This is a genomic window from Bacillus sp. LQ16 (genome assembly GCF_057784645.1).
In genome coordinates this window covers 2,487,837-2,514,825 of sequence record NZ_CM173491.1, presented here as the reverse complement: position 1 = coordinate 2,514,825, position 26,989 = coordinate 2,487,837, and the positions used below count along the sequence as shown (strand labels likewise).

Annotated in this window: 29 protein-coding genes and 3 pseudogenes; 9 read left to right on the top strand and 23 right to left on the bottom strand. The window is 33.2% G+C overall.

Annotated elements, in window-relative coordinates:
* Positions 1 to 76: 76 nt before the first annotated feature.
* From AC3EMB_RS12535 to yqeK, 5 genes and pseudogenes are all read right to left on the bottom strand, one after another.
* On the bottom strand, positions 77 to 451 hold the full coding sequence (locus AC3EMB_RS12535) for a hypothetical protein (RefSeq protein ID WP_001059026.1): 375 nt from the start codon (positions 449 to 451) through the stop codon (positions 77 to 79).
* Positions 452 to 641: 190 nt separating this feature from the next.
* Positions 642 to 1,490 carry a GNAT family N-acetyltransferase gene (locus tag AC3EMB_RS12530; protein ID WP_071730584.1) on the bottom strand — a complete coding sequence of 283 codons (849 nt, stop codon included), beginning with the start codon at positions 1,488 to 1,490 and terminating at the stop codon, positions 642 to 644.
* A 143-nt stretch (positions 1,491 to 1,633) separates the two neighbouring features.
* Complete coding sequence (gene mtnN / locus AC3EMB_RS12525; protein WP_142238995.1) at positions 1,634 to 2,371, bottom strand: 5'-methylthioadenosine/S-adenosylhomocysteine nucleosidase; 738 nt, start codon at positions 2,369 to 2,371, stop codon at positions 1,634 to 1,636.
* Positions 2,368 to 3,093: pseudogene (locus tag AC3EMB_RS12520) on the bottom strand (DUF3885 domain-containing protein). The gene mtnN and the pseudogene AC3EMB_RS12520 overlap by 4 nt, the downstream one beginning before the upstream one ends.
* A gap of 13 nt (positions 3,094 to 3,106) precedes the next feature.
* A complete protein-coding gene (yqeK, locus tag AC3EMB_RS12515; RefSeq protein WP_098852508.1) occupies positions 3,107 to 3,715 on the bottom strand; it encodes a bis(5'-nucleosyl)-tetraphosphatase (symmetrical) YqeK in 609 nt (202 codons plus the stop codon).
* Positions 3,716 to 3,907: 192 nt separating this feature from the next.
* Here yqeK and AC3EMB_RS12510 point away from each other — a divergent pair, with 192 nt between their 5' ends.
* The 3 genes from AC3EMB_RS12510 (at position 3,908) to AC3EMB_RS12500 (ending at position 6,942) form a co-directional block, all read left to right on the top strand.
* Positions 3,908 to 4,603, top strand: a complete 696-nt coding sequence (locus AC3EMB_RS12510) for a response regulator transcription factor (RefSeq protein WP_001038807.1) — start codon at positions 3,908 to 3,910, stop codon at positions 4,601 to 4,603.
* Positions 4,593 to 5,750: a sensor histidine kinase gene (locus AC3EMB_RS12505; RefSeq protein ID WP_001243312.1), complete on the top strand. Its 1,158-nt coding sequence runs from the start codon at positions 4,593 to 4,595 to the stop codon at positions 5,748 to 5,750. The genes AC3EMB_RS12510 and AC3EMB_RS12505 overlap by 11 nt, the downstream gene beginning before the upstream one ends.
* 175 nt (positions 5,751 to 5,925) lie before the next feature.
* Complete coding sequence (locus AC3EMB_RS12500; RefSeq protein WP_265938076.1) at positions 5,926 to 6,942, top strand: D-alanyl-D-alanine carboxypeptidase family protein; 1,017 nt, start codon at positions 5,926 to 5,928, stop codon at positions 6,940 to 6,942.
* A 60-nt stretch (positions 6,943 to 7,002) separates the two neighbouring features.
* Here the strand turns inward: AC3EMB_RS12500 and AC3EMB_RS12495 are convergent.
* A pseudogene (locus AC3EMB_RS12495) lies at positions 7,003 to 7,095 on the bottom strand (DinB family protein); the annotation flags it as partial.
* Between the two features lie 183 nt (positions 7,096 to 7,278).
* On the opposite strand from AC3EMB_RS12495, the gene AC3EMB_RS12490 reads away from it, so the two are divergent.
* Together AC3EMB_RS12490 and AC3EMB_RS12485 are read left to right on the top strand one after the other, a co-directional pair.
* A complete protein-coding gene (locus AC3EMB_RS12490; protein WP_000376554.1) occupies positions 7,279 to 7,416 on the top strand; it encodes a DUF3956 domain-containing protein in 138 nt (45 codons plus the stop codon).
* Positions 7,417 to 8,129: 713 nt separating this feature from the next.
* Entirely contained in the window at positions 8,130 to 8,738 is a 609-nt protein-coding gene (locus AC3EMB_RS12485) for a hypothetical protein (RefSeq protein ID WP_488517718.1), read from the top strand.
* Between the two features lie 270 nt (positions 8,739 to 9,008).
* On the opposite strand, the gene AC3EMB_RS12480 is transcribed toward AC3EMB_RS12485, so the two are convergent.
* Both AC3EMB_RS12480 and AC3EMB_RS12475 read right to left on the bottom strand, forming a co-directional pair.
* Positions 9,009 to 9,542, bottom strand: a complete 534-nt coding sequence (locus tag AC3EMB_RS12480; RefSeq protein ID WP_142340471.1) for a GNAT family N-acetyltransferase — start codon at positions 9,540 to 9,542, stop codon at positions 9,009 to 9,011.
* Positions 9,543 to 9,647: 105 nt separating this feature from the next.
* Positions 9,648 to 10,004: a hypothetical protein gene (locus tag AC3EMB_RS12475; protein ID WP_000535577.1), complete on the bottom strand. Its 357-nt coding sequence runs from the start codon at positions 10,002 to 10,004 to the stop codon at positions 9,648 to 9,650.
* Positions 10,005 to 10,567: 563 nt separating this feature from the next.
* Between AC3EMB_RS12475 and AC3EMB_RS12470 the strand changes: the two genes are divergently transcribed.
* From AC3EMB_RS12470 to AC3EMB_RS12460, 3 genes and pseudogenes are all read left to right on the top strand, one after another.
* Complete coding sequence (locus AC3EMB_RS12470) at positions 10,568 to 10,978, top strand: hypothetical protein (protein WP_180233065.1); 411 nt, start codon at positions 10,568 to 10,570, stop codon at positions 10,976 to 10,978.
* A gap of 389 nt (positions 10,979 to 11,367) precedes the next feature.
* On the top strand, positions 11,368 to 11,736 hold the full coding sequence (locus AC3EMB_RS12465) for an FtsB family cell division protein (protein WP_071730597.1): 369 nt from the start codon (positions 11,368 to 11,370) through the stop codon (positions 11,734 to 11,736).
* Positions 11,737 to 11,933: 197 nt separating this feature from the next.
* Positions 11,934 to 11,990, top strand: a pseudogene (locus tag AC3EMB_RS12460) (exosporium leader peptide-containing protein); the annotation flags it as partial.
* Positions 11,991 to 12,007: 17 nt separating this feature from the next.
* On the opposite strand, the gene AC3EMB_RS12455 reads toward AC3EMB_RS12460, so the two are convergent.
* The 10 genes from AC3EMB_RS12455 to AC3EMB_RS12410 form a co-directional block, all read right to left on the bottom strand.
* Positions 12,008 to 12,274: a hypothetical protein gene (locus tag AC3EMB_RS12455; RefSeq protein WP_488517717.1), complete on the bottom strand. Its 267-nt coding sequence runs from the start codon at positions 12,272 to 12,274 to the stop codon at positions 12,008 to 12,010.
* A gap of 45 nt (positions 12,275 to 12,319) precedes the next feature.
* The gene (locus tag AC3EMB_RS12450) at positions 12,320 to 12,535 is read right to left on the bottom strand and encodes a hypothetical protein (RefSeq protein ID WP_071730608.1); all 216 of its coding nucleotides are present in this window, start codon (positions 12,533 to 12,535) and stop codon (positions 12,320 to 12,322) included.
* Positions 12,536 to 12,870: 335 nt separating this feature from the next.
* Positions 12,871 to 14,811: an AMP-binding protein gene (locus AC3EMB_RS12445; RefSeq protein WP_071730016.1), complete on the bottom strand. Its 1,941-nt coding sequence runs from the start codon at positions 14,809 to 14,811 to the stop codon at positions 12,871 to 12,873.
* 49 nt (positions 14,812 to 14,860) lie between these two features.
* Positions 14,861 to 16,402 carry an acyl-CoA carboxylase subunit beta gene (locus AC3EMB_RS12440; RefSeq protein WP_000886755.1) on the bottom strand — a complete coding sequence of 514 codons (1,542 nt, stop codon included), beginning with the start codon at positions 16,400 to 16,402 and terminating at the stop codon, positions 14,861 to 14,863.
* Positions 16,403 to 16,404: 2 nt separating this feature from the next.
* Positions 16,405 to 17,193 (bottom strand): enoyl-CoA hydratase, encoded by a 789-nt coding sequence (locus AC3EMB_RS12435; RefSeq protein WP_488517716.1) that lies wholly within the window; start codon positions 17,191 to 17,193, stop codon positions 16,405 to 16,407.
* 4 nt (positions 17,194 to 17,197) lie between these two features.
* Positions 17,198 to 18,109, bottom strand: a complete 912-nt coding sequence (mvaB, locus tag AC3EMB_RS12430; protein ID WP_000775436.1) for a hydroxymethylglutaryl-CoA lyase — start codon at positions 18,107 to 18,109, stop codon at positions 17,198 to 17,200.
* 21 nt (positions 18,110 to 18,130) lie between these two features.
* Positions 18,131 to 18,346 carry an acetyl-CoA carboxylase biotin carboxyl carrier protein subunit gene (locus AC3EMB_RS12425; protein ID WP_001987345.1) on the bottom strand — a complete coding sequence of 72 codons (216 nt, stop codon included), beginning with the start codon at positions 18,344 to 18,346 and terminating at the stop codon, positions 18,131 to 18,133.
* A 26-nt stretch (positions 18,347 to 18,372) separates the two neighbouring features.
* A complete protein-coding gene (locus AC3EMB_RS12420) occupies positions 18,373 to 19,710 on the bottom strand; it encodes an acetyl-CoA carboxylase biotin carboxylase subunit (protein ID WP_000486742.1) in 1,338 nt (445 codons plus the stop codon).
* 15 nt (positions 19,711 to 19,725) lie between these two features.
* Positions 19,726 to 20,871, bottom strand: a complete 1,146-nt coding sequence (locus tag AC3EMB_RS12415; protein ID WP_000397279.1) for an acyl-CoA dehydrogenase — start codon at positions 20,869 to 20,871, stop codon at positions 19,726 to 19,728.
* Positions 20,872 to 21,087: 216 nt separating this feature from the next.
* Positions 21,088 to 22,056, bottom strand: coding sequence for a YbgA family protein (locus AC3EMB_RS12410; RefSeq protein ID WP_088021974.1), 969 nt, complete (start codon positions 22,054 to 22,056; stop codon positions 21,088 to 21,090).
* Positions 22,057 to 22,289: 233 nt separating this feature from the next.
* Between AC3EMB_RS12410 and AC3EMB_RS12405 the strand changes: the two genes are divergently transcribed.
* Positions 22,290 to 22,589, top strand: coding sequence for a WGxxGxxG family protein (locus tag AC3EMB_RS12405; RefSeq protein ID WP_000728156.1), 300 nt, complete (start codon positions 22,290 to 22,292; stop codon positions 22,587 to 22,589).
* A gap of 121 nt (positions 22,590 to 22,710) precedes the next feature.
* Here the strand turns inward: AC3EMB_RS12405 and AC3EMB_RS12400 are convergent, their stop codons facing one another.
* From AC3EMB_RS12400 to AC3EMB_RS12380, 5 genes are all read right to left on the bottom strand, one after another.
* Entirely contained in the window at positions 22,711 to 23,364 is a 654-nt protein-coding gene (locus AC3EMB_RS12400) for a TetR/AcrR family transcriptional regulator (protein WP_088021973.1), read from the bottom strand.
* 24 nt (positions 23,365 to 23,388) lie between these two features.
* On the bottom strand, positions 23,389 to 24,408 hold the full coding sequence (locus tag AC3EMB_RS12395) for an ABC transporter permease (protein WP_088021972.1): 1,020 nt from the start codon (positions 24,406 to 24,408) through the stop codon (positions 23,389 to 23,391).
* Positions 24,405 to 25,130 (bottom strand): ABC transporter ATP-binding protein, encoded by a 726-nt coding sequence (locus tag AC3EMB_RS12390; protein WP_088021971.1) that lies wholly within the window; start codon positions 25,128 to 25,130, stop codon positions 24,405 to 24,407. Before AC3EMB_RS12390 ends, AC3EMB_RS12395 begins: the two co-directional genes overlap by 4 nt.
* Before the next feature lie 188 nt (positions 25,131 to 25,318).
* Positions 25,319 to 25,570: a hypothetical protein gene (locus tag AC3EMB_RS12385; RefSeq protein WP_000548621.1), complete on the bottom strand. Its 252-nt coding sequence runs from the start codon at positions 25,568 to 25,570 to the stop codon at positions 25,319 to 25,321.
* A gap of 215 nt (positions 25,571 to 25,785) precedes the next feature.
* A complete protein-coding gene (locus AC3EMB_RS12380) occupies positions 25,786 to 26,628 on the bottom strand; it encodes a metallophosphoesterase (RefSeq protein ID WP_053564455.1) in 843 nt (280 codons plus the stop codon).
* Positions 26,629 to 26,989: the final 361 nt, after the last annotated feature.

Sequence of the window (26,989 nt, the reverse complement as noted above, 5' to 3'; positions counted from 1 at the left end):
AGCCACCTCTTCAATATGTAATATCCCTAAAATGTTTTTAATACATAATTTCTATACAAAAAGAAAAAAGCATTCATTAACGAGCATTTTGCAATACTTTTATTAGGTCATTTATATTTTCAACTTTCTGCTGAAACTGATCAAGTCTGCTATGTAGCGATGAAGGATTTTTATCTTCAGTTGAAATAACTTGTTTTAATTCGTTTTCTAATTTATCATACATATCAAAGAAATTATCAAATTCTACACTTACAAGCTCTTCATTTTCGCGATAGAATCTTTTTGCTTCTATATAAGTCATATATGATTTATTTAAAAATCCTAATGAAATTAAATATTTAGAAGTATTTTCTTGATAAATAGCAATATCACATGCCATTTTAATATCAGAATAAGTCTTTTGAACGAGACAATGCAATTCAAAAATCTTAAACTTTAATCCATTATTCATTTCATCCCCTCCCATCGTATCTATTCTACATAAAATTAGAATATTATACAAAGAAAATTATTAGTATGAAATTGACAATTAAAAAATAACTTAAGGATAAACAAACTCCCTCGCATTATAAATTATAGTTACGGAGCATTTACCAACATAACAGCAAAATAAAAAGCGAAAAGAATAAATTTTTCCGCTCTTAGAGTAATAAATACATTTCATATTGTGCTAAAGAATTCTTTTCAAATCTACATTTCTTTAAAAAACCCTCCAGTAAATTATTGTTAGGAAACCCAATTGATAAACTTGATAAATGTAATTCTTCTCTTGCTACTTCTAATAATTTCATCCCAACACCAATATTTCTATAATCTTTATCTACGAAAATAAAACTAATTTTACCTTGTTCATTTACACATAGAGAGCCTTTTAAGTCATTAGTGACATATGCACCATAAAATACATTATTTGTTTTTTCGATATAATCAACATCATTTTGCCAATTTATATGGAAGTTTAACCATTTCTGAATTTCATCTTTAAAAGTTGGAAATTCTAATTGTTTTACTTCAATATCCTTACAATCTTTATTCATTATTTTAGTCAAATCATTTAAATTATAATAAGAAAGATCGTAAACTTTTTCATAGCCCAACTTATTATAAAAATGAATCGCTCGGTCGTTTCCTACAATGACTTCGAGAAAAAGTTGCTTACATCCATGTTGAATCGCCTCTTCTTTATGCAGTTCAAATAATTTTTGACTCACACCAATACCGCGGTAATTAGGATGAACCGCTAATGTTCCACAGCGCATAGTCTTTATACTTTCATAATCCTTTATACCACCTAGTATTACGCCAACAGATTTGTCACCGTCTAAAGCAAGAAAAGAATGTTCTAGCAAATTACCTTCTGGTCCCAAAAAACGTTGTATAAAATCCTCTTTTGAAACCTCCATCTTAATAATATAATCGGAAAATCCATCTTTAAAAGCTTCATATACTAAATCAATATTCACTTCACTACACCTTTTATATTGAATCATATAAAATTGCCCTCCAATTGCTTGTATTAACCTCAACATGTACCCATATAATATATTCCATCTATTATAAATTTCAGCTCTTAATTTGAAATGAACGGACATTTCCCTACATATAACTTACTATTAATTTGTTTTATAACAAACTATCTATTATTTACTACATTAATCTCATAAATACGCAAAAAAGCAATTAAATGCTCACATGCTCTTTCGCATGCTAGCATTTTAAAGATTTTTTGTTCTTCTTTCGTTTTATCATTAGCCTGATCTGAAGCAGCTTTTAAACATAGAAATGGTTTTTTATTTATTTGACACACATAGGCGAAAGCTGCTACTTCTTGATCAACTGCCAATGCTCCATATACGGTATGGAGTAAATATCTCATTTCTGAACTACGAATACGTTGATCTCCTGATAAAAATGTACCGAAATGTATTGGATCATACGATCGTATTTTTTTTATTCTTCTTACAAGTGATTTTGTTGTTTCAATAGGTGCTGTTCTACCGTTATATAAATTAAAAACATTTTCCCCTGAGCCAGCAGCAGTAACATCGTGTTGTATTGCGTTTAGTGCCACTACAATATGACCGTTTTTCACCTTGTTTGATAAACTTCCGCATATTCCTGTCATAAACAACTCATCTGGCTGAAACTCACTAATTAACAATTGTACACAACTAGCGCAGCTTACTTTACCGACACCAGTAACAACTGATATTATTTCCAGCTCATTAATAGTATGAAAATGAAATTCCCAAGCTGCTCTTTTTTCAACACGTTCACTCGGATAATGTTGATGCAAATACGTCAGTTCTGGTTCCCATGCAGATACAATTGCAATACGTTTCATTACACGCTTCACTTCCCCTATTGTCATTTAAATAAGTTATCTATACTTTCTCGTTCATAATCTGGAATCCATTCTTTGTATTTCTTATATGAATCTCGTATTATTTCTTTATTCTTCGCAATTACTTCACATCCTCTATCATCATACATAAACATCACAATATCTTTCTTTGCATTTATGAGAAATACATCTGGATAAGAAATTTCTTTTTTTCGTCCAAATCGAAGATACAGATCAGAAAAATCCTCATGATTAGCAGCTTGTATCAGCGGTTCATATTTAATATCTTCCGCAAGACATTTAAAAGAAAATTGATATGTACAATATAAAGTGAAACTTTAATCAGTGGGGGGCTTACTGCCCGGCAAATAGCGGGATAAATCTGCTTCTTCATCTTCAAATAAAAACGGTAACGTTTCTTATCTTATATGAAATCTTAAATCTCTTTTCTTAATATATTTATTGTATATATTTATTTTCTGTGGAGTTTTTATGTTTTCCTTTTTAAATCTATAAACATTTGTCACTACAAACACTACATCTTCTTTTGAAAATATGTCTTCAAATAAGAATTTATTATATGTATATAGTTGAGAAAAGTATTCCATATTTAAATCGTCGGTTCCTTCTACAATTTGATATTTATCTTTTCCGAAATCAAAATGTAAATGATTTTCCCACTGAGAATATAAGTAGGGTCCTAATGTAACTCCTGGAAATGTTTGATTCATATATTCTTTTAATTGCATTTCCTTGTCCTTTCTACTGTACAATTCTTTTTAAATCCCAATATGCTTCTTCTAGCCACGGATGTATAACTTTCAATGTATCTCTCCTTTCCCACAAATATGAAATATATACAAAAGCTGCTTTTTCCAAAGATTTTCCCAATTCTTTTTTTATTTCTATTAAATATGGTGGTGTCCCTTTTTGATCCCATTCTATTTTATCTGCAACAAATAATACTAAATCCATCTTCGTTGCATGTTTACGCAACGTTGTATGGCAACAAATTGCATTTAAAATCTCTTCATCTTCGACTTTAAATATTTCTTTTGCGATTACCCTCGATAATTTTTGATGAATAATCATAGGAAACTTTCTTTCCGCTTCCACTATTTCTACACCAAATTCTTCAGCAACTGCAATCCGCTCCTCGTTTGGAAAAATGCCACTAATATCATGTAAATATCCTGCAATTGCTGCTTTTTCTTTATCTACGTGAAACTTTTCTGCAATCTTTTTTGCCTCATTTGCCACACGAATTGGATGTTTATATGTAAACTCTTTATTATATTTTAGTAGAAAAGCTTTAATATCATTGTCTATTTTTCCAGTTGGAGTAAATGAATATATATCATTACATAACATAGAAAATCCCCCTTATAACTAACTTTCATTATAATGTGGAATCTAAATATCCTTGTTATTTTATATTCGTTATTAATCTTTTTACTCCTTTTTAATACGTTACATGAAATTTTATACAGAATCATCGCTACAAGTACATAAATGTTTGATATTATAGTAATGTTGATGATTTGTAAGGAAAGGAACTACACAATGAATAAAAATATATTAATTATTGATGATGATAAAGAAATTGTTGAATTACTTGCTGTTTATTTGCGAAATGAAGGCTATAACATTTATAAAGCTTATGATGGCGATGAAGCATTGCAAAAGGTTTCTACATATGAAGTTGACCTTATGATTTTGGATATTATGATGCCAAAACGAAACGGATTAGAAGTTTGTCAGGAAGTGCGTGAAAATAATACTGTACCAATTCTAATGCTTAGTGCAAAAGCAGAAGATATGGATAAAATATTAGGCCTTATGACAGGTGCTGATGATTATATGATCAAACCATTCAATCCATTAGAATTAGTAGCTAGAGTGAAAGCTTTATTACGAAGATCCTCTTTCCAAAATGCTACTTCGCAAAAGAATGAAGATGGTATTATTCGTATTCGCTCTGTTGAAATACACAAACATAATCATACAGTTAAAGTAAATGGAGAGTACATTAAACTAACCTCTATTGAATTCGATATTTTATATTTACTTGCGAGTAATACAGGAAGAGTATTTAGTTCAGAAGAAATTTTCGAACGCGTTTGGAATGAAGATGGTTATGGTTCAAATAAGACGGTAATGGTCCATATTAGCAACTTACGAGATAAACTTGAAACAGTAATAAATGGAGAAAAATTTATTCATACTGTTTGGGGAGTTGGCTATAAAATTGAGAAATGAAGCATTTGATATATTAAAAGATATTCCTAAATGGAAACTTATTTTTTGGCTTTTATTAGCTATCACACTCACTCCTATTACTGAACTAATTATTTATCGCCTCGTTACGAGTGTAATTGAGAGTTCACTTACTCTAACTGAACTCGGTAAAGAATTCATTCGAATTTTTGGTTATGAAAAGTATAAAGGGATTAAAGAGTCTTTATGGATGATGATTGTATCTTATTTGTTTTTATTTTCTATTTTTTCATCCTATCTTTACATTTTTTATCGTCACGAGAAAAAACTTTATTATGAAACTTGTATAAAAAAAATGATAGAAGAAATTCGTTATATTGCAAATGGAAACTTCAATCATAAAGTTTCTATTGTAAATCATAATTATCTAGAAGAATTAGCAATCGGGGTCAATGAAATTGTTGAACAATTAAAAGTCTCCATTGATGAAGAAAGACAAGCTGAACAAGCAAAAAGTGAACTTATTACAAATGTATCACATGACTTACGCACTCCCCTTACTTCTATAGTTGGATACGTAAATTTAATCCATCATGATAATTATAGAGATGAAGTGGAATTGCGATACTATATTCAAGTCATTTACGATAAAGTAACTCGTCTTAATGCATTAATGAATGACTTGTTCGAATATACACGTGTTCAAAATAAAGAATTAAGCTTGTATTCTGTTCCTATTGATATTGTAGAATTACTTGGACAATTAACTGTTCAATTCCGCATACAGGTTCAAGAAGCTAATATAGAATGTCGGCCTTCTTTCCCGTCTCAAAAGCTCATGGTATTAGCTGATGGTGACAAATTAGTGCGTGTGTTTGAAAATCTTATTATAAACGCTATCGCTTATGGAAGCGAAGGTCGCTATATTGACCTTACTGCTTATGAAAGCAATAATATGATTACAATTGATATAACAAATTACGGACAACCTATTCCTAGTACGGATTTACCTCATATTTTTGAACGTTTTTACCGCGTTGAGAAATCTCGCTCTACAAACACTGGTGGATCTGGACTTGGATTAGCAATTGCAAAAAGTATAGTCGAGTTGCATAAAGGAACAATTGAAGTATATAGTGATGACGAAAAAACAACATTCACTGTAAAACTACTTCCATACAAATGTTAATATTACAAATAAAAAGTTCAATTTCTTACCATATAAGAAATTGAACTTTTTCTATTATTTCCCTAAATTTAATAATCCTTTATAATTCTTTAGAAATTCTTTACCTTTTCTTTCTTCCTAATTAAGCATTCCTTTTTACAATACTATTATTGATGTCATAATAGGAGGATCACTTATGCAATTCTTAAAAAAATTCGCTATTTTATTATTATCTTTTTTCATTACTGCACTTATCGTTTTATATTTTTATCTTTATGTAAATGGTCCGATTATTCAAGCTAAATCAGCTATCTTAATAAATGCTAATTCAGGTGAAATTGTTTATAAAAAAAATGAAGAAACCCCAGTACAATCAGCTACTTTATCTAAATTAATGACGGAATATATCGTATTGGAACAACTAAATGATAGAAAAATACTGTTAGATGACTTCGTACAAATAAGTAACGAAGTTTTCCGAGTAGAAACAAGCCCTATACAAGTAACATCGAATGATAAAACAACGGTTCGTGATTTACTTCATGCATTGCTACTGGCAGGGAATAATCGTTCTGCACTCGCTCTAGCAGAACACATTGCTGGAACTGAAGATAACTTTACAATATTAATGAATAAAAAAGCAAAAGAACTACAGTTATTACAACCATCTCCATTTCTAAACTCTACTGGAATTAATCATGATACAAATAAACAATCAACTACAACAGCAATAGACGCAGCTAAACTAGCTGCACGATTAGTAAAAGATTTTCCAGATGTATTGAATATTACGAAACTAACCTCTTACCAATTTACCTTCAAAGATTCCCAGGTTTTCAATACGAATAAAATGATATATTCCCTTAATGAAAACATTAAACTTCAAGGTGTTGATGGCTTACAAACTAGTTTTTCAACTAACGGTAATTATAGTTTTGTCAGTACAGCAAAACTAGGAGATACTAGACTAATTTCAGTAATATTAGATGCAGATGAAGAAAACATCTCATTTATTGAAACAAAAAAGTTGCTACAGTATGGTTTTGATCCTTCCTCGTACTCTGCACTCCAAGCTTTTAAAGACGCCCTTACATCTTGGACAATATTGCTTCAGTTTAAAAATTTAATTATACAAACTATAATGATTTTTTTAATCATTACCACCTTAATGTTTTTACATATACGTCAGAAAAAATCCGAGGATTTCAATTAAGAAATCTTCTTATATATAGAACCGACTTGCGCTTGAGATGCAAGTCGGTTTTTAATTCTATCATCCTCTTCCAATCAAATTTGCTGAAACAGGTTGCAAGTTTAACTCCCTCGCCCATATAGATAACTGACCAATATGATGAATTTCATATCCCATTACATGTCTTAAAACCTATGTTTTTTGAGACATACATCCATCTCTGTTTCCTTTCGTTGTATTCGTTTGTTTAGTTTAAATGGGTTAATCTATTAATTCTATTAAATCCAACAATTGAACTATTACACTTTAAAGTTCTACTCATATACTATAGTAGATTACTAGAAAGGAGGATTAACTATGGATAGTTGTGTTGTATTTGTAAACGGACAACCTTTTTTAGTTCTTTCAGTAGCTGGTATTGAAATTGCTAGATTAGAGATTTCCCTTCAAGTAGCATTAGCTCTAAGAGTGCTTGGGATACCAATCTGTGATTAATTACCAAATTAATAAGAAAAGAGGGCATTAGCCCTCTTTTTTTATTTTCTTCTCACCTTTTCTTAACAACAAATAAAATTTAAATTTTATTTGTTATATTGTAATGAAAATCCGAAAAATCAACCCATTTTATTCAATAAAAAAGAGCACCACCCATACCTCATTATCCGTTTCTATAATATTCAAGTTTGATTAATAATAAAATTAAAGTATATGAACGTTACATGAAACACTTGTTAAGATAGCTCTCCTTCACACTATTTATTTCGCTGACGCTATATTATCAAAGCACACAATGATTAACTTTTTATACGGCTTATTTTAAGTATGCTTGCCAATACTTTTACTTGTATGTTCTATACACTCATTCTCTACGGTATACTGATACCAACTTATATTTTTTGATGAGGGCCCATTTCCCTATATCCCTCTTTATTCCCATGTACTTTTTTTCTCAAATCCAAGCTAAATAATCTATATTGTTATCTTTTAAAATCAGCTCACTATCTGATTATATTAATAACCTATCACCTGGTAAAATCCTATTACCTAATTTATCTTCAATTGAATGGTCCATCATTTATACTTACGGATTGGCTTTCCCGTATCTATTGTGCATGGATATTGGATTTTCTAGCATCTAGCTCATTTCTTTAAAAATGTCGGATTTTTCGTCTATTATTAAATGAATAATGTTTGGAAGGGGATATAATATGAAAGAAATTAAAGTAGGGCTTACACAATTTTTAGACTTCACACTGAAAGGTAGTACAGCTAAAACAACCTTTATAAAAAATCTAAAATCCCAACCTGAATATCAACCAGCTTTTGATTACTGGAAACAATTACGAGAAACTGTTATTAAATTTCATCAAAACAAACTAACTTTTGAATATTTCGAAACATTAGTACAAACGGTTGATCAGAAAAAAAAACAAAACTACATTGATGTCATAAAGCAATACAAAAAATTCATTAAAAATAAAGACATCTCTTGGTTTGATCCAGGTAAATCACATTGGAAATCAGATGATTTAATCGTCCGTTCATCACCTGAACTTGGCTTATTCATTAATAATGAGCCACATCTTATCAAACTGTTTTTCAAAGGAAAAAAAGAGCGAATTGATAAGTACAACATTAACTCGACGCTTACACTATTAAATGAATCAACATTTTCAAATGAACGAAACGATGTGAATTATACGGTACTTAACATCCAAAAGAACAGAATGTATACGAATAACTCTATTAATAATAATCATTTAGTAGCGCTTAAATCAGAAGCTAACCAGTTTTGCTATATATGGAATAATCTATAAAGGTTACTATTCATCCCTTTTAATACCTTGTTGATGCATACTTTAGTTACAATTTTTACAGATTCATTCAGTTTCGTTTAATTAGGGCTCACCCTCTTATTCCTCAGAAACAATGCAGGTGGGCCTTTTTCAAAAATGGTTTCTTTGTCAGTTTTAACATACTAGCTCTCCCCCGAAACAGCTGCAATTGAAATTATTTTTGTTTTATTATCCACTATACCCACCAAGCCCCTTTTGTTAACATAATATAATTATAAATTACTATCGTTGCTACTTCTTCCATTCATATTCTAACATACTCATTTCCCATAAATTCCAATACGTTTCTCCTACTCTTTTTGCCTCTCTTAATAAGCCTTCTTTTACAAACCCTATTTTTTCGTAACATGAAATGGCCGATATATTAAAATCATACACACCAAGAGTTACTCTATGTAGTTTTAATTCGTCAAAAGCAATATGAAGTACTGCTTTCATCATATGTTTTCCTATAGAACGTCCTCCCATCTTCGTATTACCAACTAATACTTTTCCAATTCTAGCGGACTTATTAATATTATCTATTTGCCCAAGCGAAATATGACCAATAACGTCTGAAGTCTCTTCATCTACCACTTTGAAAGCGAGTGTATTTGCACTTTCTATATACTTCTCTAATTGCTGTTCGTCTAAAGGGAATGTGAATGCATTTCCTGACCATTGTATTAGAAATTCTTCAGAATTAATCCAATTTATTAATTGTTTAAAATCAGATTTTTTAAAGGTTTTTAGTTTAATCACTTCCATGCTCCTTTCGTACATCATACTTTATAACCTCAAACTTATTTCTATATAAAGAATATATTCTCCTTTTATATGAAATTAAAATAAAGCCATTCATGTGAATGGCTTTACAAAAAAGCAGCATAATTATGCTTTGTTTGCTACATCAATACCATTAAAATCAAAGTCAGCAGTAACCGTTGTAACAGGTGGGAAAATTGCTTCAATTTTACAAATGGAAATAATTACTCCAACCGATCCAGGAATAGCCGCAAGCCTAACTACATCACAACTTACAGACGAAACAGTACCTACATAAGTACGTCCCTCTGTATTAATTTGAACTGTTCGATTAATTAATTTCTTAAGTTCATCTCTAATTCCTTGTACACAAGAATTATCACATTTCTCATGCTGTTCTTTTTTACACTCTTCGAATACTTCCCAACAATCATCTTGTTTACATGTACACTTCTTTTTACAATTATTAAATCGAGAACCCAATACCTCACCCCCTAATCCTTTCTATTAGTAAAGTATGTCCACTAGCTTAAAAGGGTACGAGGCAAACACATAAAAAGAAAAAAACAAACAATTGTACCAAACCTTCTTTTCATTATTCATTATAAAAACAGACTTCTCCTAATTAAAATCTTGTTTAATGAGCGGCCGTGAATTTAGTCCTACTCCATTTAATGTTTAGACACCACTTTCTAAAACAAATCTTTTTCTTTTAATAAGATGCCCCTTAAAAACACACTAGATTTTCCCATTAACTCACATATACATAGACTTTATTTGTGGATTTCCCATTTTTCATTGTGAAATATACATTTAAAAAAGCGTACTCGAAAATAAGATATTATATGTAATCAGAACGCTTTCTTCAACAAATGTTTATTGGAAAACACCATAACTAGTAGTAGTTCTCTCCACTATCTCTTAAAAATTAGCATAGTTTGTATGAACTCTATATCGAGTAGAAAACACTCTATCATATAAAGATAAAATAGTAGGTTAATAAACAAGCCATTTTTTTATTAAAACATAGAATAATATGAACACTATTGAAAGGAGGTAGAAATGAATGTCTTGGAAAAATGATTGCTGGAGTTCTCAGAAAAAGCATTGTTGTGATGATTGGTGGAAATCTAAAGAAAAGCATCATTGTGATGATGATTGGAGTTCTCAGAAAAAGCATTGTAATGATGATTGGTGGAAATCTAAAGAAAAGTGTCATTGTGATGACGATTGGAGTTCTCAGGAAAAACATTGTAATGATGATTGGTGGAAATCTAAAGAAAAGTGTCATCGTGATGATGATTGGAGTTTTAAACGAAATAAGTGTCGTTGTAAATGTTTCTTTATTTGTTGCCATTGTAAAAGAAAAAATTGGTAATATTTTTGATGTCAACTTAAAGGAAAGAATATATCTTTTGGAACCAATAAATACTAGAATGTATTATACAAAAAGCTGACTGAATATAGTCAGCTTTTTGTCAATGAACACGTAAAGATTTCAACAGACATATATATTTACTGATTAAGTGGGGTATTAAGAAAAGACAAGCTAACTCTTATAAATCGATTTTTAATTACTTCACGTACGTATAAAGCTTTAGATGCTCTCATTAATTCAGACGAATTTACCGGCATTTTCACCAAAAAATTCATGGATTCTTTAATTAGTCGAGTACTTTCATTATCTTCAGGAGCCCCACAGATAATCGGGGTTTCTTTTATTTAAATAAAGATTTTTTAAATTTTACAAACTCTCCTATATTAAAATATCTTCTAAAATCCCTATTGAACATTTATAATACTTTTAAAAGGTTTAAATTCGACAATCAGTAATGGAGGCATTTTAATGGGAAACATCCCAAAAGTATCATCACACCAATCAAATCCTAATATACCCTCACAGCAAGTGAATCATACTACCCAACAAGGTAGTATTAAAAAAACAAGACGCCGTATTATAACTACTTTGGCTTTTATATTGCCTATAATTTTTGTCCTCCAATATTCTCTGAATAACCAACAAGAAATGATTAAAGAAAAACAAATCACACTTAATATGGAACAACAAAAATTATCTTCTGTAAAGAAGGATGGTCATTCCCTTAACAAGGATGTCAAGGCTTTAACAAGTAGTGAAGAAGAAATTTTAAAATTCGCAAGGAAACTGTATGGATTTTCCAAACAAAATGAAACTATATTTCAAATAACTGAATAAAATTACACGGCATTACCTAAAAGGCGATTTGAAGATAATCGCCTTTTTATATTTAATTTCTAAAGGAATCATACTAATCTCTCTTTCTATCATATAACTACTTTGTTTAATTTGTTAAAATACAACCGCTTGTCTGTTTCACTTTGCTCTATCATTACATTTACTATTAGTAATACGATTTTTAGAGGTGATAAATAATGGACGAGTTTTTATCTTTTGCTGCACTTAATCCGGGTTCTATTGGACCTACACTTCCACCTGTTCAACCTTTTCAATTCCCTACCGGTCCCACCGGTTCTACAGGAGCTACTGGATTAACCGGATCAACTGGACCGACTGGGCCAACCGGATCAACCGGACCAACCGGATCAACTGGACCAACCGGATCAACTGGACCAACCGGATCAACCGGATTAACCGGATCAACCGGATCAACTGGACCAACCGGATCAACCGGATCAACTGGGCCAACTGGGCCAACTGGATTTAATCTTCCTGCTGGACCTGCATCTATTACCTTGACTTCTAACGAAACCACAGCATGTGTATCCACTCAAGGAAATAATACTTTATTTTTTTCGGGTCAAGTATTAGTAAACGGTAGTCCTACTCCAGGGGTAGTGGTCAGTTTTTCATTTAGTAACCCATTTCTTGCTTTCATGGTTCCTCTTGCTGTCATTACCAATGCCTCAGGTAACTTTACCGCTGTATTTCTGGCCGCTAATGGGCCTGGAACAGTAACCGTTACTGCTTCACTTCTTGATTCTCCTGGAACAATGGCTAGCGTCATTATTACCATTGTGAATTGTCCGTAATAATTTTATTTTTAAGAACTAAGCAATTTCTAATAAAAAGAGCACTGATTTTATAGTGCTCTTTTTTTATCATTTGGATGTGCCTTTCAAATTAAATTTCGTAACAATCTATTAAAATAACGCTTTTATTGAATTTCATCCTTAACAAAATTTAATTACTCCAATGAATAAAGATGCCACAGTATCGTATTTTAATAAAAATTATAAAACAGACATACTTAACACCAATAGTAGAATTTTTCTTCTTCATCAACTTCACTTCTTCTCTTTTTATAAACATAAAAAAGGAGCTCTATTTATATAGAACTCCTTGCTAACTTTATAATTTACTAGACTGTAACCCCTGAATAAACGGAACTACTTCAGGATTTACAAGCGATGATAAATCACCTAATTCTTTTCCTAAGTAAGCTGCTTTAATAACACGGCGCATTACTTTAGAATTACGTGTTTTCGGTAAATCTTCTACAACGTGGATGTCTTTAGGACACAACGCTTTTCCAATATGAGAGTTTACTAAACTCATTAATTCTTTCTTTAATTCTCCTGTGAATGTTACATGATCTCTTAACACTACAAAACAATGACAAACTTCACCTTTTACTTCGTCAGGTACACCAATTGCAGCAGCTTCGATTACATCATTATGTTTCACAAGAATAGATTCATATTCAGCAGGTCCAATACGTTTACCTGCAATATTTAACGTATCGTCTGAACGCCCTGTGATGATATATTGTTCACCATCGTAAATGACCCAGTCACCGTGGACCCATTTATTTTCAAAACGCGACCAATATGTGTTCACGTAACGTTCATCATCTTCCCAGAAGCTTTTCGTCATACCTACCCAAGGTTTCTCTAAGCATAATTCTCCGACTTCATCTCGAATTGGTTTACCTTGATCATCCAGCACGACAGCTGCCATTCCTGGTAAAGATGCGTTAAAACTAATCGGTGCGATTGGCTTAATAAGAACATTACCGAAAATCCCACCAGAGATTTCAGTTCCACCTGAGTAGTTACAGATTGGAACATTTCCTTTTCCAACTGTTTCAAACAGCCACATCCATGGATCAGGATTCCAAGGTTCTCCTGTTGATGCGAATACTTCCAAACTCTTTAAAGAATGTTTATTGACATACTCATCACCTTTTGCCATTAATGCTCGGATTAACGTTGGCGAAATACCTAGATGAGTAATTTCATATTTATCAACTGTCTCCCATAACCGGTCTGCTTCTGGGAAGTCTGGAACACCTTCGTACATAACCATCGTTGCTCCATTAATGAGTGAACCGAATAATAGAAACGGCCCCATCATCCAGCCCATATCAGTTACCCATAATACACGATCACCTTGTTTAATATTCATTCCAAATCCTGCATCAAAAGCTGCTTTCAAAGGAAATCCTGCATGCGTGTGTACTGTTCCTTTCGGCTTACCAGTCGTTCCTGATGTATAAATGAGCATTAATGGATCATCACTTTGCATTTCCTCGGCATGTATGAATGGTTTTTCTTTTTCTAGCGTACTCCACGAAAAGTCATAGTTATGTGGTGTAAAATCATTTCCTGCATGACGAACGATAACAACTTTTTCAACAGTTGGGCAATGTTCACAAGCTTTATCTACTTCATCTTTTAAAGAAACAATTTTACCACGGCGTGAAAATCCATCTGCAGTAATAATCATTTTTGAACCCGCCGCTTGCACACGTGTCATAACTGCATCAGACGCAAAGCCTGAGAATATTGGTGAAATAATTGCTCCAATTTTCATTACAGCTAGCATCGCAACAACTGTTTCTGGAATCATCGGCATATAAATTGTTACACGGTCACCTTTTTCAATACCCGCGTGTTTCAAACCATTGGCAACACGGCTTACCCAGTTATCAAGCTCTTCATATGTAAATGATTTTGAAGTTCCATTTTCTCCTTCGTACTGAAGTGCTGGCTGTATTCTTGTCTCTTCATCCGCAAGCCAGCGGGATAAAGCTGATTCTACAACGTTACATGTTCCGCCATTATACCACTGTGCAAACGGTGTACCATTTTCTAAATCTAACACTTCTGTATAAGGTTTCATCCATTGATAGCCAACTGCTTTTTCTGCCTCTCCCCAAAGCCAAGCTGTTTCCTCAATAGATTTATTATAAAAAGTTTCATAGTCTTCATATCCCAATGATTTCATCCAACTATATAAACGTGTTTTTTCCTTGTACTCTTCTGTTGGAAACCAAACTGCTTGTTTCAATATTTTCCCCTCCTTAACTTTTTGAGCAAGAAAGCCCTAAATAGGGCTTTTAAACTGGATATACAGGATGTTTACGATCCGTGAATACTTGATATTTACTCATATACATTTCGAAACGTCCTTTTAACTCTTCACGTAAATTGTTTGGATGAACAATACCATCAATCACCATCTCTGATGCTAAGTGGTATATATCAATATCTTTCTTATACTCTTCACGTTTTTCAGCAATAAAGCTAGCACGCTCTTCTTCTGGTAAAGCTGCAATTTTATTTGCATATACAGCATTGACCGCAGCTTCTGGACCCATTACCGCAATAGAGGCTGTCGGTAATGCCAGGCAGCAATCTGGTTCAAATGCTGGACCTGCCATCGCATATAAACCAGCACCATATGCTTTACGAACAACGATAGAAATCTTCGGTACAGTTGCTTCACTCATTGCAGAAATCATTTTTGCACCGTGGCGAATAATACCAGCACGCTCTACTTTTGTACCGATCATAAATCCTGGTACATCCGCAAGGAATAATAATGGAATATGATATGCGTCGCATAAATTAATAAACTTAGCAGCTTTATCAGCTGAATCATGGAATAATACGCCGCCCTTCATACGCGGCTGATTTGCAATAATACCAACAGGCTTACCATCAATACGTGCTAAGCCTGTAATTAGCTCTTGAGCAAATAATTTTTTTACTTCATAGAATGAACCTTCATCAATAACTCTATTAATGAGATCTTTCATATTGAAAGGAGCATTTTGATTTTCTGGAATGATTTGTTCTAACGTTTTATCGAATTGTTTCGGTTCTTGAGGTGTAACCAATGGAGTCTTTTCTAAGTAGTTATTTGGAAAATATGAAATGTATTGTCTTGCTTGTGTAATCGCATCTTCTTCTGTCTTACATAAAACATCTCCGCATCCTGATACAGAGCAATGCATACGAGCTCCGCCCATCTCTTCTAAAGTTACCTTCTCACCGATAACCATCTCAGCCATACGAGGAGATCCTAAATACATAGATGCATTTCCTTCTACCATCATTACAACGTCGCAAAAGGCTGGAATATAGGCACCACCAGCTGCAGAAGGTCCAAATAATAAGCATACTTGAGGAACTTTACCTGATAATTTCACTTGATTATAGAAGATTCTTCCTGCACCACGGCGCCCTGGGAACATTTCTACTTGATCTGTAATACGTGCTCCAGCAGAGTCGACTAAATAAAATAACGGAACACGTAGTTTTTCAGCTGTTTCTTGAATACGTAAAATCTTTTCAACTGTGCGTGATCCCCACGATCCAGCTTTTACAGTAGAATCATTGGCCATTACACATGCAGTACGACCATGTATTTTACCCGTTGCCGTTACAACGCCGTCCGCAGGTAAGCCTGTTTGTTCACAGTTAGCAAATAATGCATCTTCTACATATTCGCCATTATCAAATAGAAGCGCTAAACGATCTCGAACAAATAATTTTCCTTTTGCTTTATTTTGTTCATGATATTTTGGTGCGCCGCCTTGTTTAATCGTTTCAACTCGTTCTTCAAATGTATTTGATTGTTGTTTTTGATCTAACATATTTACTCCCCCTTATACGTTGGTGTGCGTTTTTCCTTGAATGCTTGTAATCCTTCTAATCTATCTTTCGTATGGATTACACCTTCATACGCTTGTTTTTCCATTTGTAATCCGGTATGTAAATCAACTTGAATACCGTTTGAAATCGCTTCTTTTGCTAATCGAACAGCAATAGGTCCATTACTAGCAATTTTCTCTGCTATTTCAATCGCTTTCTCTTCAAGTAAATTAGCTGGTACAACAAATTCTACTAAACCATATTCTTTTGCTTCTTGCGCTGAAATACGTCTACCTGTATAAATTAATTCTTTCGCTCTACCAACTCCAATTAATCTCGGTAAGCGCTGTGTACCACCTGCTCCTGGTATAATTGCAAGTGTCGTTTCAGTAAGACCAAGACTTGCACATTCAGCAGCAATTCTAAAATCACAAGCTAAACTTAATTCCGTACCACCACCAAGTGCGATTCCATTTATTGCAGCAATAACTGGCTGTGGTAATTGTTCAACCATCTCCATAGTAGTGCGAATCATACTAACAGCATGGCGAACTTGTTCTTCATTCATATCGGCACGCTCTTTTAAATCTGCACCAGCACAAAATGCTTTTTCACCAGCACCAGTCAAAATAACTACACGTGCGTTTGAATCTTCACTTATTTGAGTTAATATAGTTTGTAATTCATCTAATAATGCCAAAGATAATGAGTTTGCTTGTCTTTCACGATTTAACGAAATCTTTACTACGTGAGGTGTTACGTAATCAACGGAAATGTTTTGTAATTGTAGCATCTACTCACCTACTTATCGTTTTATGTTGAAGCGCTCTATACACATGACTCGGTAATTGGATATTTAATTTACTTTGAATAAATTGACTTGCTCTCAATAACTTCTCTTCATCAATATTCGTTTGGACTCCTAACTTATGGAGCATATGTACTAGGTCATCAGTAGCAACATTACCTGATGCTCCTGGTGCATAAGGGCAGCCCCCGAGTCCACCACAAGAACTATCAAACGTTGTAATACCGTATTCTAATGATTTAACTACATTCGCTAGAGCCATTCCATACGTATTATGAAAATGCATTGCAAACTGCGAAGCATCATACTTCTTTAATAGATGTTCTAATACTTGTTCTACTTGTAATGGATTCGCTACACCGATTGTATCCCCAAGAGAAACTTCATAAATGCCGTATGAAAATAATTGATTACATAATTCGTCAACTGCTGTAACACTTATATCCCCTTCATAAGGACATCCAAATACAGTAGAAACATAGCCTCTTACCTTTTTCCCTTCGAATAATGCCTGTTTTGTTATATCTTCAATTACAACTAATGCTTCTTTAATCGATTTATTAATATTACTTTTATTATGAGATTCACTTGCTGATAAAAAAACATTCACCTCATCTACATTTTGCAAAAAAGCTCGTTCCAAACCATTTTGATTCGGAACAAGCGCAGCATATGTAACATTTGGATCCCTTTTCAGCTCAGAAAATACATCATTTGCATCTGCTAATGCAGGGACCCATTTTGGGTGAACGAATGAGGAAACTTCAACATACGACAATCCTGCTTCTGTAAGTAGTTGAATCCATTTTACTTTATCTTTTGTGCCAACAATCTTTTTTTCATTTTGTAAGCCATCACGTGGCCCGACTTCTTTAATGACAGCAAAATTAGGTAGTTTCAATTCGCTTCCCCCTATATCTCCCTATTCAATTTCTAATAATACATCTCCTTCATTTACAAAATCGCCTTCTTGCACATTAATTTTCATAACTGTGCCAGCTTCTTCTGAAATGATTGGAATTTCCATTTTCATAGATTCCAAAATGACGACATCCTGCTCTTCCTCTACTGTATCTCCTACTCCTACAACAATCTTCCAAACGTTTCCTGCCATCGATGCGTATACTTTCGTCATCATTTTTTCCCCCTTAATATTGTTAAATCTTATTTTTTAACGAGTTGTTTCGTTACAAAACCCGTTGTATAAATACCCTCTTTGAACACTTCGTCTTCCAAAACTTGCAGTAGCATTGGCGTGTTCGTTTTAATACCTTCTACTTTTAATTCTTCTAGAGCATCATGTAATTTCGAAATTGCTTCTTCACGAGTCTCGCCATGTGCAATGACTTTCGCAATCATTGGATCATAGAAAGGTGTAATCGTTACATGATTTTCTAAGAAGTGATCAATCCGTACATTTGACGGTAATGTTAAATCTGTAATTTTCCCAGGTGATGGGAAGAATGTTTTCGGATCCTCTGCATAAATACGAGCTTCAATGGCATGACCACTACGTTTTACATCATCCTGAGTAAATGATAGTTTCTCTCCACTTGCGATAAGGAGTTGCTGTTCTACAAGGTCTAATCCCGTAATTTCTTCTGTCACTGGATGCTCTACTTGTAATCTCGTATTCATCTCTAAGAAATAGAAGTTCTTCTGATCATCTACAAGAAACTCAACTGTACCTGCATTTGTATAGCCAAGTGCTTTGGCAGCTTGTACAGCAACTTCTCCCATCGCCTTTCGTGTACCTTCATCTAAAAATGGTGAAGGTGCTTCTTCGATTACTTTTTGATTTCGGCGCTGTACCGAACATTCACGCTCCCATAAATACACTGTGTTACCATGTGTATCTGCTAAAAGCTGAATTTCAATATGATGCGCATCTGCTATATATCGCTCTAAATACATTTCTCCGTTACCAAAGAAGTTTTGCGCTCTTGTTTTATTACTTTCAAACGCTTTGGTGAGCGTTTGCTCAGTTTCCATCAACTGCATACCAATGCCTCCGCCGCCTGCGGATGCCTTAAGCATTAAGGGATAACCAATTTGTTTTGCAATTTCAATTGCTTCTTCAGCAGTTTCAATATTTGTAGTAATACCTGGGACTACTGGGACATCTGCTGCTTGCATTGCGATACGTGATTCGATTTTACTTCCCATCTTCGTAATGATTTCTTCTGAAGGACCGATAAATACGATTCCTTCTTCTTTGCAACGAACCGGAAAAGACGGATTCTCTGATAATAAACCATAACCCGGATGAATCGCTTCTGCATTTGTCTTCTTAGCTATTTCAATAATTTTTTCAAGGTTTAAATAACTTTCTTGAACACGCGGTCCACCTACTAAGTAAGCTTCATTTGCCATCTTCACATGAAGGGCATTTTCATCTGCTTCAGAATAAATAGCAACAGTGCGTATGCCAAGTTTTTGACAAGTTTTCATAATACGAACAGCAATTTCCCCGCGATTCGCAATTAATATTTTTTGAAACATAGTGATTCCTCCCTTTTATCTACATCCTAAATGTCTAGCAATTACGAGACGTTGAATTTCAGAAGTTCCTTCACCAATTTCTAATAGTTTCGCATCACGAATATGTCGTTCAACTTCATATTCACGCATATAACCATATCCACCATGAATCTGTACTGCTTGATTCGCAATACGGCTTGCTGCTTCCGATGCAAATAGTTTTGCCATTGCCGCTTCTTTGCCGAAAGGTTTATCGTTATCTTTTAACCAAGCTGCTTTATGTACTAAATTGCGTGCTAGCTCTACTTCAGTCGCCATATCAGCTAATTTAAATTGAATCGCTTGGAAATTAGAGATTGACTTTCCAAATTGTTGACGTTCTTTCGCATATTGTAATGCACGTTCAAAGGCTGATTGCGCAATACCAACTGCCAATGCAGCGATTGAAATACGCCCTCCATCAAGTGTATATAAAAATTGTTTAAAGCCTTTATTTACATCACCAAGAATATTTTCTTTCGGTACACGAACACCATCAAGTACGATTTCACAAGTATTAGAAGCGCGAACACCCATCTTATCGTAAGGACTTGAAATCGTTAATCCTTCACTCGTAGTAGGCACGATAAATGCAGAAATACGTTTTCTACCATTCTCTTCAATACCGTTGACAGCGGTTACAATAATTGTATTTGCATACTCTGCGTTTGTAATCCAACACTTCTCACCACTGATTACATACTCATCACCATCTAATACCGCTTTCGTTTGAGTGCCACCTGCATCAGATCCAGCATTCGGCTCCGTTAATCCGAAGGCACCTAATGTTTTACCTGACGCCATTGGAACTAAATACTTTTGTTTTTGTTCTTCTGTACCGAAATAATAAATTGGAGAAGCACCTAATGAAATTGTTGCAGCATAGCTTAAACCGGTGCCACCACAAGCGCGACCAATTTCTTCAACTGCTAACGCATACGATACCGTATCGCCACCTGAACCTCCATACTCTTCTGGGAATGGGATGCCTAATAATCCTAGTTCGCCCATTTTTTGAAATGTTTCATATGGAAACTCTGCAGTTTTGTCATAATATACAGCTTTCGGTGCGATTTCCTTTTCAGCAAAGTCACGTACCATTTCTTTAATCATTTGTTTTTCGCGAGTTAGAGTAAATTCCATTCCGCTACACACCCCTTATCGAATATTGAGTTTCGACAGCGTGCGAGTTTCTACTACAAACATAACAACTTAAAAGACAAGAATATTAGTTAGACAATTGCTACAATTCTGTCATAACTTAATTTTAAAACAGATTCTGTACTAATGCACAAAAAAATTCCTACATTGTTCTACAACAACATAGGAGGTTTTGTGTCGAATTATGTAATTTATTGTTTAATAATCTCTACCTTTTCCGGAATCAGAAATTTCTACTAATGCTTCAGGGTATGGTTCGAAATATGTTTGTCTTAATAAATACTTTTCATCAAATCGAATAGCCCATGATTTTAAAATTGTAAGTAAACTACTAAGTGGTATTTTCTTTTCTGCATACTTTTGTAACAGTTCTATAAAATGATCTTTTTCTTGTTTTTTTAACTTTGTTTTAAAATATCCAAAAATGTGCTCGCATACATTTACATTCGATGTATAACGGGGCGTACGCATAAATAATTCATATAAAGTCTTCTCATAGTTTTCAAATACCACTTCAATCTTTTCATTTTTTTGATTTGCAATTATACGCCCTAATTCCTTTTGTTTCACCTGATTATATGCCATAAATAAATATTTATTGTCCGACTGAAACGATACAAGGTCTTTTATATTTTTATTATGTTTAATCATTTTGTAATATGCGATTGTAAATAGCCTTGTAAAGAAATGCTCTCTAATAATAAAATTCGACAATCTACCTTCCTCTTCTATAGGAAGATGCGAAAATTTTTTTACTACTGCTCCGCCAAATAAGCCCGATCCTTTTCCCTTTGCTGGCGCTTTTTCAAAACCAGAATAAATTTTCACATCACGCGTACCACAACTTGGTGAACGATTCTTTAAAATAAAACCATCCACATCCGATATCGTTTGTAAAAAGTCATTTGAAAACTGCTCCATTTTTTCAGTTACATCTTCTCGTGTCGACGGTTGCACAAGTCTATTCTCACCATTTTCTTCTACAATTCGTATCGTTTCACGAGGAGTCCCCAATCCAATCTCGACTTCTGGACAAACAGGTATAAATGTAACAAATGGCTGCAAATTTCGTATTGTTACATCTGGAATCATCTCTCCATTATAACGACAAGCATCAAATTCTAAACATTTACTTACGACGATTGTTGGTTTTGCAAATTGTCGCATCTCATTACCTCCTTAGTGCTAGCCCGTATAATATAAATTGTACTAAGATTAACATTTTAAGCAAAGTTTGATTCATTTATTTTTATGAGAAATATATATCCAATGATATATTAACAATCATTCAACTCTATTTTCTATAAATGTGCGCCCTATTAATGAGGGTTTAGATATTGTGAAATGAATAATACACACATGCTTCGGAGAAATTAATGATTAAGAAAGGAGGGATTGTTATGAAAAAGAAATTATCATCTATTTTAAGTGTTTTAGCACTATCTATTATGTTTTTAGGTACATCTACGCAAGCTGAATACGATGGAAATAATATGAATAGAGTTAATAACACTGATATTTCAACTCGAGTAAATGACAATAACTTAGACAGAGTTAATAATGATGTAAGAACTCGAAATGTAAATACAACAAATGATTTAAATGATAATCGTGATAAAAATAATAATTGGGCTTGGCTTGGTTTATTAGGACTAGCAGGATTATTAGGTCTTAGAAAAAGAGACAAAGAAACACGCTGATTTAGAATATTTTTAGTAAACAAGTACTTATTTATCAAAAATATATAATGAAAATAAATCGCCTTTTTAAAGGCGATTTATTTTTACTTAAAAGTAATGTATGTAATTCACACTTCGACGATTAAATTCGTGGAGTTAATCCATACAATATAAATTGAATCGTATTTTCAATTTCCATTTCATCATCCCATTTTTCTTCAGGCAATAATAAAAATCTTGTTAAGAGTAAACCTAATACAGCTGATAAAGTAAGACGTAGTACGGAAGATGGTGGTATCTCAATAATTTCCCCTTCTTCTTGAAATTTCACAATCAACTTTTTGAAATGTGAAAACAGTTCTGTTTCTACTAATTGCTGTATTTCATTTTTTAGTTCTGTTTGGAATGGCACCTCTTGAATTAATATTTTTATCATAGGAAAGTGTTTTTGAGCAAATTTAAACCTATTATGAATTACAACCCTTAAAAGTCCTTCGTATGATTCATACTCCGATTTAAATATTTCTTTTGCAAAGGTTTGTACAAAAAATGGTGCAGCGAACTTAGTTAAAGTTGGCATTACGACCGCTAGTAATAAATCTTTTTTCGTCTTATAGTAGCGGAAGATTGTTCCTTCCGCTACACCAGCCCGTTTTGCAATTTCACTTGTTGAAGTTGAAGCGTATCCTTTTTCTCCAAACATATCAACAGCCGCCTCTAATATTCGCATTTGACGTTCATTTCGTTTATCCGTATTAGTTGCAGCTATTAATTCCTCCAGCCAATCCTTCTGCATTTATAAAGCTCCTTTTTGTCATTATTATATTTTGCGATGTTTCTTTAAAGCAAATACATTTCCTACTGCAAATAATATTGAAAAAAGTAATAATACAGTAAGATCTAATGCAATCTCTGTAAACCCTTGATTCCGAATCATCACTTGTCTCATTGCGTCAGCGCCGTATGTGAGCGGAAATAATTTCCCTAACATTTGTAGCCACTTGTTCATAGATTCCATTGGAAACAATCCAGAAAAGAAGATTTGTGGCACAATAACAAGCGGTATAAATTGAATCATTTGAAATTCATTATTTGCGTATGCCGATAAAAACGTACCTAATGTTAGTGCAGTTAAAGAGAGCATACATGTAATAAGTAGCGTTAGCCATATAGAGCCAGCTACATATAAATCTAAAATATAAACGGAAAAACTTACGATAATAATGGATTGTATAAAGGCAAAGATTCCAAAACCAATAATATAACCTGCGACTATTTCCCATCTTCTTACTGGGGTGGATAATAACCTTTCTAGCGTACCACTTAAACGTTCTCTTACGAAGGATACACCTGATAATATAAATACAAAGAAAAATGTAAAGAAACCAATTAATACAGGACCAAGCCCATCAAACATCGTAAAGTCTTTAGAGCCATGTAAATAATTTACTTCAGGTTTCATAATCGATACATCATTCTTCTCTGTGCTTTTTTGCAATACTTGAAGTACAGCACGATTTTTTGACGAATCACTACCTTCCAACAGAAGTTTCATTTTTCCATTCTCTATTCGAAGTATTGCATCTACCTTTTGTTTTTCTAACTCAGAAATCGCGTTTTCTTTACTGTATTCATAAATTGACGCTTCTTGATTTTTCATCACTTTTACTATTTGAGCGGGCATATCAACAACAGCAATTTGCGGTATATAGTCTTTTTGTGTAAACACTAGCGATAATAGCCAAAGTAATAACATTGGTGCCCCAAACATCATCGCTAACGAACGCTTATCTCGAAAAAATTGGCGAATAATACGAATGATTACACCAGTAACTCTCATGATGGCACCACCTCTTCCAACAAAAAGACATCTTCAATCCGTCCAGATGACACGCGTTTTTTTAATTCTTCAGTTGTTCCAACCGCAACTAGTTTCCCTTCTCTAATTAACCCTAGACGCTCACAAAATTCAGCTTCATCCATAATGTGCGTCGTTACTATAATCGTTGTACCTTTCTTTTTAAGTTCATAAAATTTTTCCCAAATCGTTTTTCTAAGAAGCGGATCTATCCCCACTGTAGGCTCATCTAAAATTAATATTTCTGGTTCATGGAGGAGTGCTATTGCTAATGATAAGCGTTTTTTCATTCCACCTGAAAATTGTTGTACTTGCTTTTTCATATACTGTGACAATTGTACAAGTTCAAAAACCTCTGCAATTCTTGTCTTTTTACGTTTTCCCTTTAGTCCATACATCGTTGCTATAAAATCTGCATTTTCATATGCTGACAATTCTTCATATAATGCATCCGCCTGGGCCATATAACCAATTCGTTTCATTTCATTTAAATTAGGCATATTAGTATTATTAACAAGCACTTCACCTTTCGTTGCCTCATTAATACCTGCAATCATTTTAATGAGCGTTGTTTTCCCCGATCCAGAAGGTCCAACAAAACCAAAAATCTCTGCTTTTTCAACTTGCAATGAAAGATTGTGTAACACTTCTTTTTTTCCAAAACTTTTTGATACAGTCCGTAAAATAATTGAAGGTTGTTGCACGTTTCATCCTCCTTTTCCAATAAAAATGAGTGAGTACTCACTTTTATTTTACTCTTGCTTAATTATATGTCAAACTTCGTTGATTAGTATGTATGTTCAATCACCGATATTAAACAATGAAACAGAGTCGACATTAGAATTTCATTTCCTAAAGTCGACTCTGTTTCATTTAAACTATAAATTTCACTTTACGTTTTTAAATTCATATACTTCCGAATTCTAGCAACGTCTAAAGAATATTCAATAACTAATTGCTGTAACGGTAAAATAACTGTGTCAGGATATAAATGTGCATATTGTAATGTTTCTGCATATTTTTCTAACCTTTTTTCTAAATACTTTATTATTTGATCAGGATGACTTACTAATAAACATTTACAATAATAATGGATTTGTTCCTCAATCGCCGTGTATTCTTCAATTTCATATTCTTTATGCATGTGTACACCCCTTTAAGTTTTTTATATGAATTACTTATCACAATTTTCACTCGACAAATTTTAAGTTTTTTGATTATTTACACTATAACAAACACTGAGGGTCAAATTTTGTTACTTTATGTAACGTAGAAAATTTTTAACAAAATTGTAATGTTTACTCCTGCAAAATACAGAAAGCCCCTTTACTCATTTTTGTATAAAAAAAATCGTACAGCTTAATTTAGCTGCACGACTACAATTTCTGGCCTATTCAAAATCCTTTGCGGAATGATACTATTTCCTAATCCTCTACTCACTACCATTGATGTATTTTGTTCTACATATAAACCCGCTGTATATTTAGGTAAAACACCTTGATTTGGCGCAACTAATCCTCCGATAAATGGCAATCTAACTTGCCCTCCATGAGCATGTCCCGATAAAACCAAATCCAACCTCTCATTCGTATATTCCTTTATAAATTCAGGCCGATGGGATAATAATACATTATATTTATCTGGCTGCATTTCAATTTTCGCTTTTTTAATTTCATCTATTATAATATTTCCTTCATCACGGTTTCCAGTAACAAACTCTGGATCATCAATACCTAGCAAGTTTATTTCTTGCTCACCCTTTCGAATGCCTACATGTTCATTCCTTAAAACATTGACATCATATTTCTTCAACTCTTTTTCTAAATTGTTATACTTTCCAGACCATTGTTCATGGTTTCCTGTCACAAAATATACAGGATATTTCTTTACAATTTCTCGTATTAATTGCATACTAACTTCTGCATCGTATGATTTACTGTCAATTAAATCCCCCGTAATCGCAATAATATCTGGGTCTATACTTTTTATTTTTTGAATTAACACATCTTGATTATCGCCAAATTTTTTATTGTGTAAGTCTGAAATTTGTAGAATTTTATACCCTTTAAAAGAGGATGGTATTTTACTAGAGGTTATTTTAACCTCAGTTATACTTATTAAATTGTTCTGTAAATATAAAAAGATACTACAACCTACTAATGTAGCAATAAGTAATATACTTCTTTTAATCTTCTTGCTCATATTCCCTCCTAAAATCTTCATCAATACTACAATTCTCAAAAACATTTCAATAGATTATTCTTTTTATCTAACGGTTCTCTTTTAAAGTGAAATCGATTTAACTACGATAATCAAGTACAAGTTTCTAATTTTAGGAACTGAAGAACTTATATCACTCTGTTGAAGTAAACATGCCCGGTTCTGTTCTAATCGTAACTCTATCATATAACATTAAAGCCGAAATTCCCAAGTTAAGGAATTTCAGCTTTTTGAGTTCGTATGAATATCTTAGTTTTAGTTCTATGTATCTTGCTGTTGTACATCTTAGTACATACCAGTTGTCTCTCTATATGTGGTGAGTTTTTTATCTTTTTCAATAATC

What these genes read in the sequence shown, in the direction of transcription:
- AC3EMB_RS12535 (WP_001059026.1), bottom strand. Translation starts at nt 451, where the DNA reads ATGAATAATGGATTAAAGTTTAAGATTTTTGAATTGCATTGTCTCGTT.
- AC3EMB_RS12530 (WP_071730584.1), bottom strand. Translation starts at nt 1,490, where the DNA reads ATGATTCAATATAAAAGGTGTAGTGAAGTGAATATTGATTTAGTATAT.
- mtnN (WP_142238995.1), bottom strand. Translation starts at nt 2,371, where the DNA reads ATGACAATAGGGGAAGTGAAGCGTGTAATGAAACGTATTGCAATTGTA.
- yqeK (WP_098852508.1), bottom strand. Translation starts at nt 3,715, where the DNA reads ATGTTATGTAATGATATATATTCATTTACTCCAACTGGAAAAATAGAC.
- AC3EMB_RS12510 (WP_001038807.1), top strand. Translation starts at nt 3,908, where the DNA reads ATGAATAAAAATATATTAATTATTGATGATGATAAAGAAATTGTTGAA.
- AC3EMB_RS12500 (WP_265938076.1), top strand. Translation starts at nt 5,926, where the DNA reads ATGCAATTCTTAAAAAAATTCGCTATTTTATTATTATCTTTTTTCATT.
- AC3EMB_RS12490 (WP_000376554.1), top strand. Translation starts at nt 7,279, where the DNA reads ATGGATAGTTGTGTTGTATTTGTAAACGGACAACCTTTTTTAGTTCTT.
- AC3EMB_RS12485 (WP_488517718.1), top strand. Translation starts at nt 8,130, where the DNA reads ATGAAAGAAATTAAAGTAGGGCTTACACAATTTTTAGACTTCACACTG.
- AC3EMB_RS12480 (WP_142340471.1), bottom strand. Translation starts at nt 9,542, where the DNA reads ATGATGTACGAAAGGAGCATGGAAGTGATTAAACTAAAAACCTTTAAA.
- AC3EMB_RS12465 (WP_071730597.1), top strand. Translation starts at nt 11,368, where the DNA reads ATGGGAAACATCCCAAAAGTATCATCACACCAATCAAATCCTAATATA.
- AC3EMB_RS12450 (WP_071730608.1), bottom strand. Translation starts at nt 12,535, where the DNA reads ATGGTAATAATGACGCTAGCCATTGTTCCAGGAGAATCAAGAAGTGAA.
- AC3EMB_RS12440 (WP_000886755.1), bottom strand. Translation starts at nt 16,402, where the DNA reads ATGTTAGATCAAAAACAACAATCAAATACATTTGAAGAACGAGTTGAA.
- AC3EMB_RS12435 (WP_488517716.1), bottom strand. Translation starts at nt 17,193, where the DNA reads ATGCTACAATTACAAAACATTTCCGTTGATTACGTAACACCTCACGTA.
- AC3EMB_RS12425 (WP_001987345.1), bottom strand. Translation starts at nt 18,346, where the DNA reads ATGATGACGAAAGTATACGCATCGATGGCAGGAAACGTTTGGAAGATT.
- AC3EMB_RS12420 (WP_000486742.1), bottom strand. Translation starts at nt 19,710, where the DNA reads ATGTTTCAAAAAATATTAATTGCGAATCGCGGGGAAATTGCTGTTCGT.
- AC3EMB_RS12415 (WP_000397279.1), bottom strand. Translation starts at nt 20,871, where the DNA reads ATGGAATTTACTCTAACTCGCGAAAAACAAATGATTAAAGAAATGGTA.
- AC3EMB_RS12410 (WP_088021974.1), bottom strand. Translation starts at nt 22,056, where the DNA reads ATGCGACAATTTGCAAAACCAACAATCGTCGTAAGTAAATGTTTAGAA.
- AC3EMB_RS12405 (WP_000728156.1), top strand. Translation starts at nt 22,290, where the DNA reads ATGAAAAAGAAATTATCATCTATTTTAAGTGTTTTAGCACTATCTATT.
- AC3EMB_RS12400 (WP_088021973.1), bottom strand. Translation starts at nt 23,364, where the DNA reads ATGCAGAAGGATTGGCTGGAGGAATTAATAGCTGCAACTAATACGGAT.
- AC3EMB_RS12395 (WP_088021972.1), bottom strand. Translation starts at nt 24,408, where the DNA reads ATGAGAGTTACTGGTGTAATCATTCGTATTATTCGCCAATTTTTTCGA.
- AC3EMB_RS12385 (WP_000548621.1), bottom strand. Translation starts at nt 25,570, where the DNA reads ATGCATAAAGAATATGAAATTGAAGAATACACGGCGATTGAGGAACAA.
- AC3EMB_RS12380 (WP_053564455.1), bottom strand. Translation starts at nt 26,628, where the DNA reads ATGAGCAAGAAGATTAAAAGAAGTATATTACTTATTGCTACATTAGTA.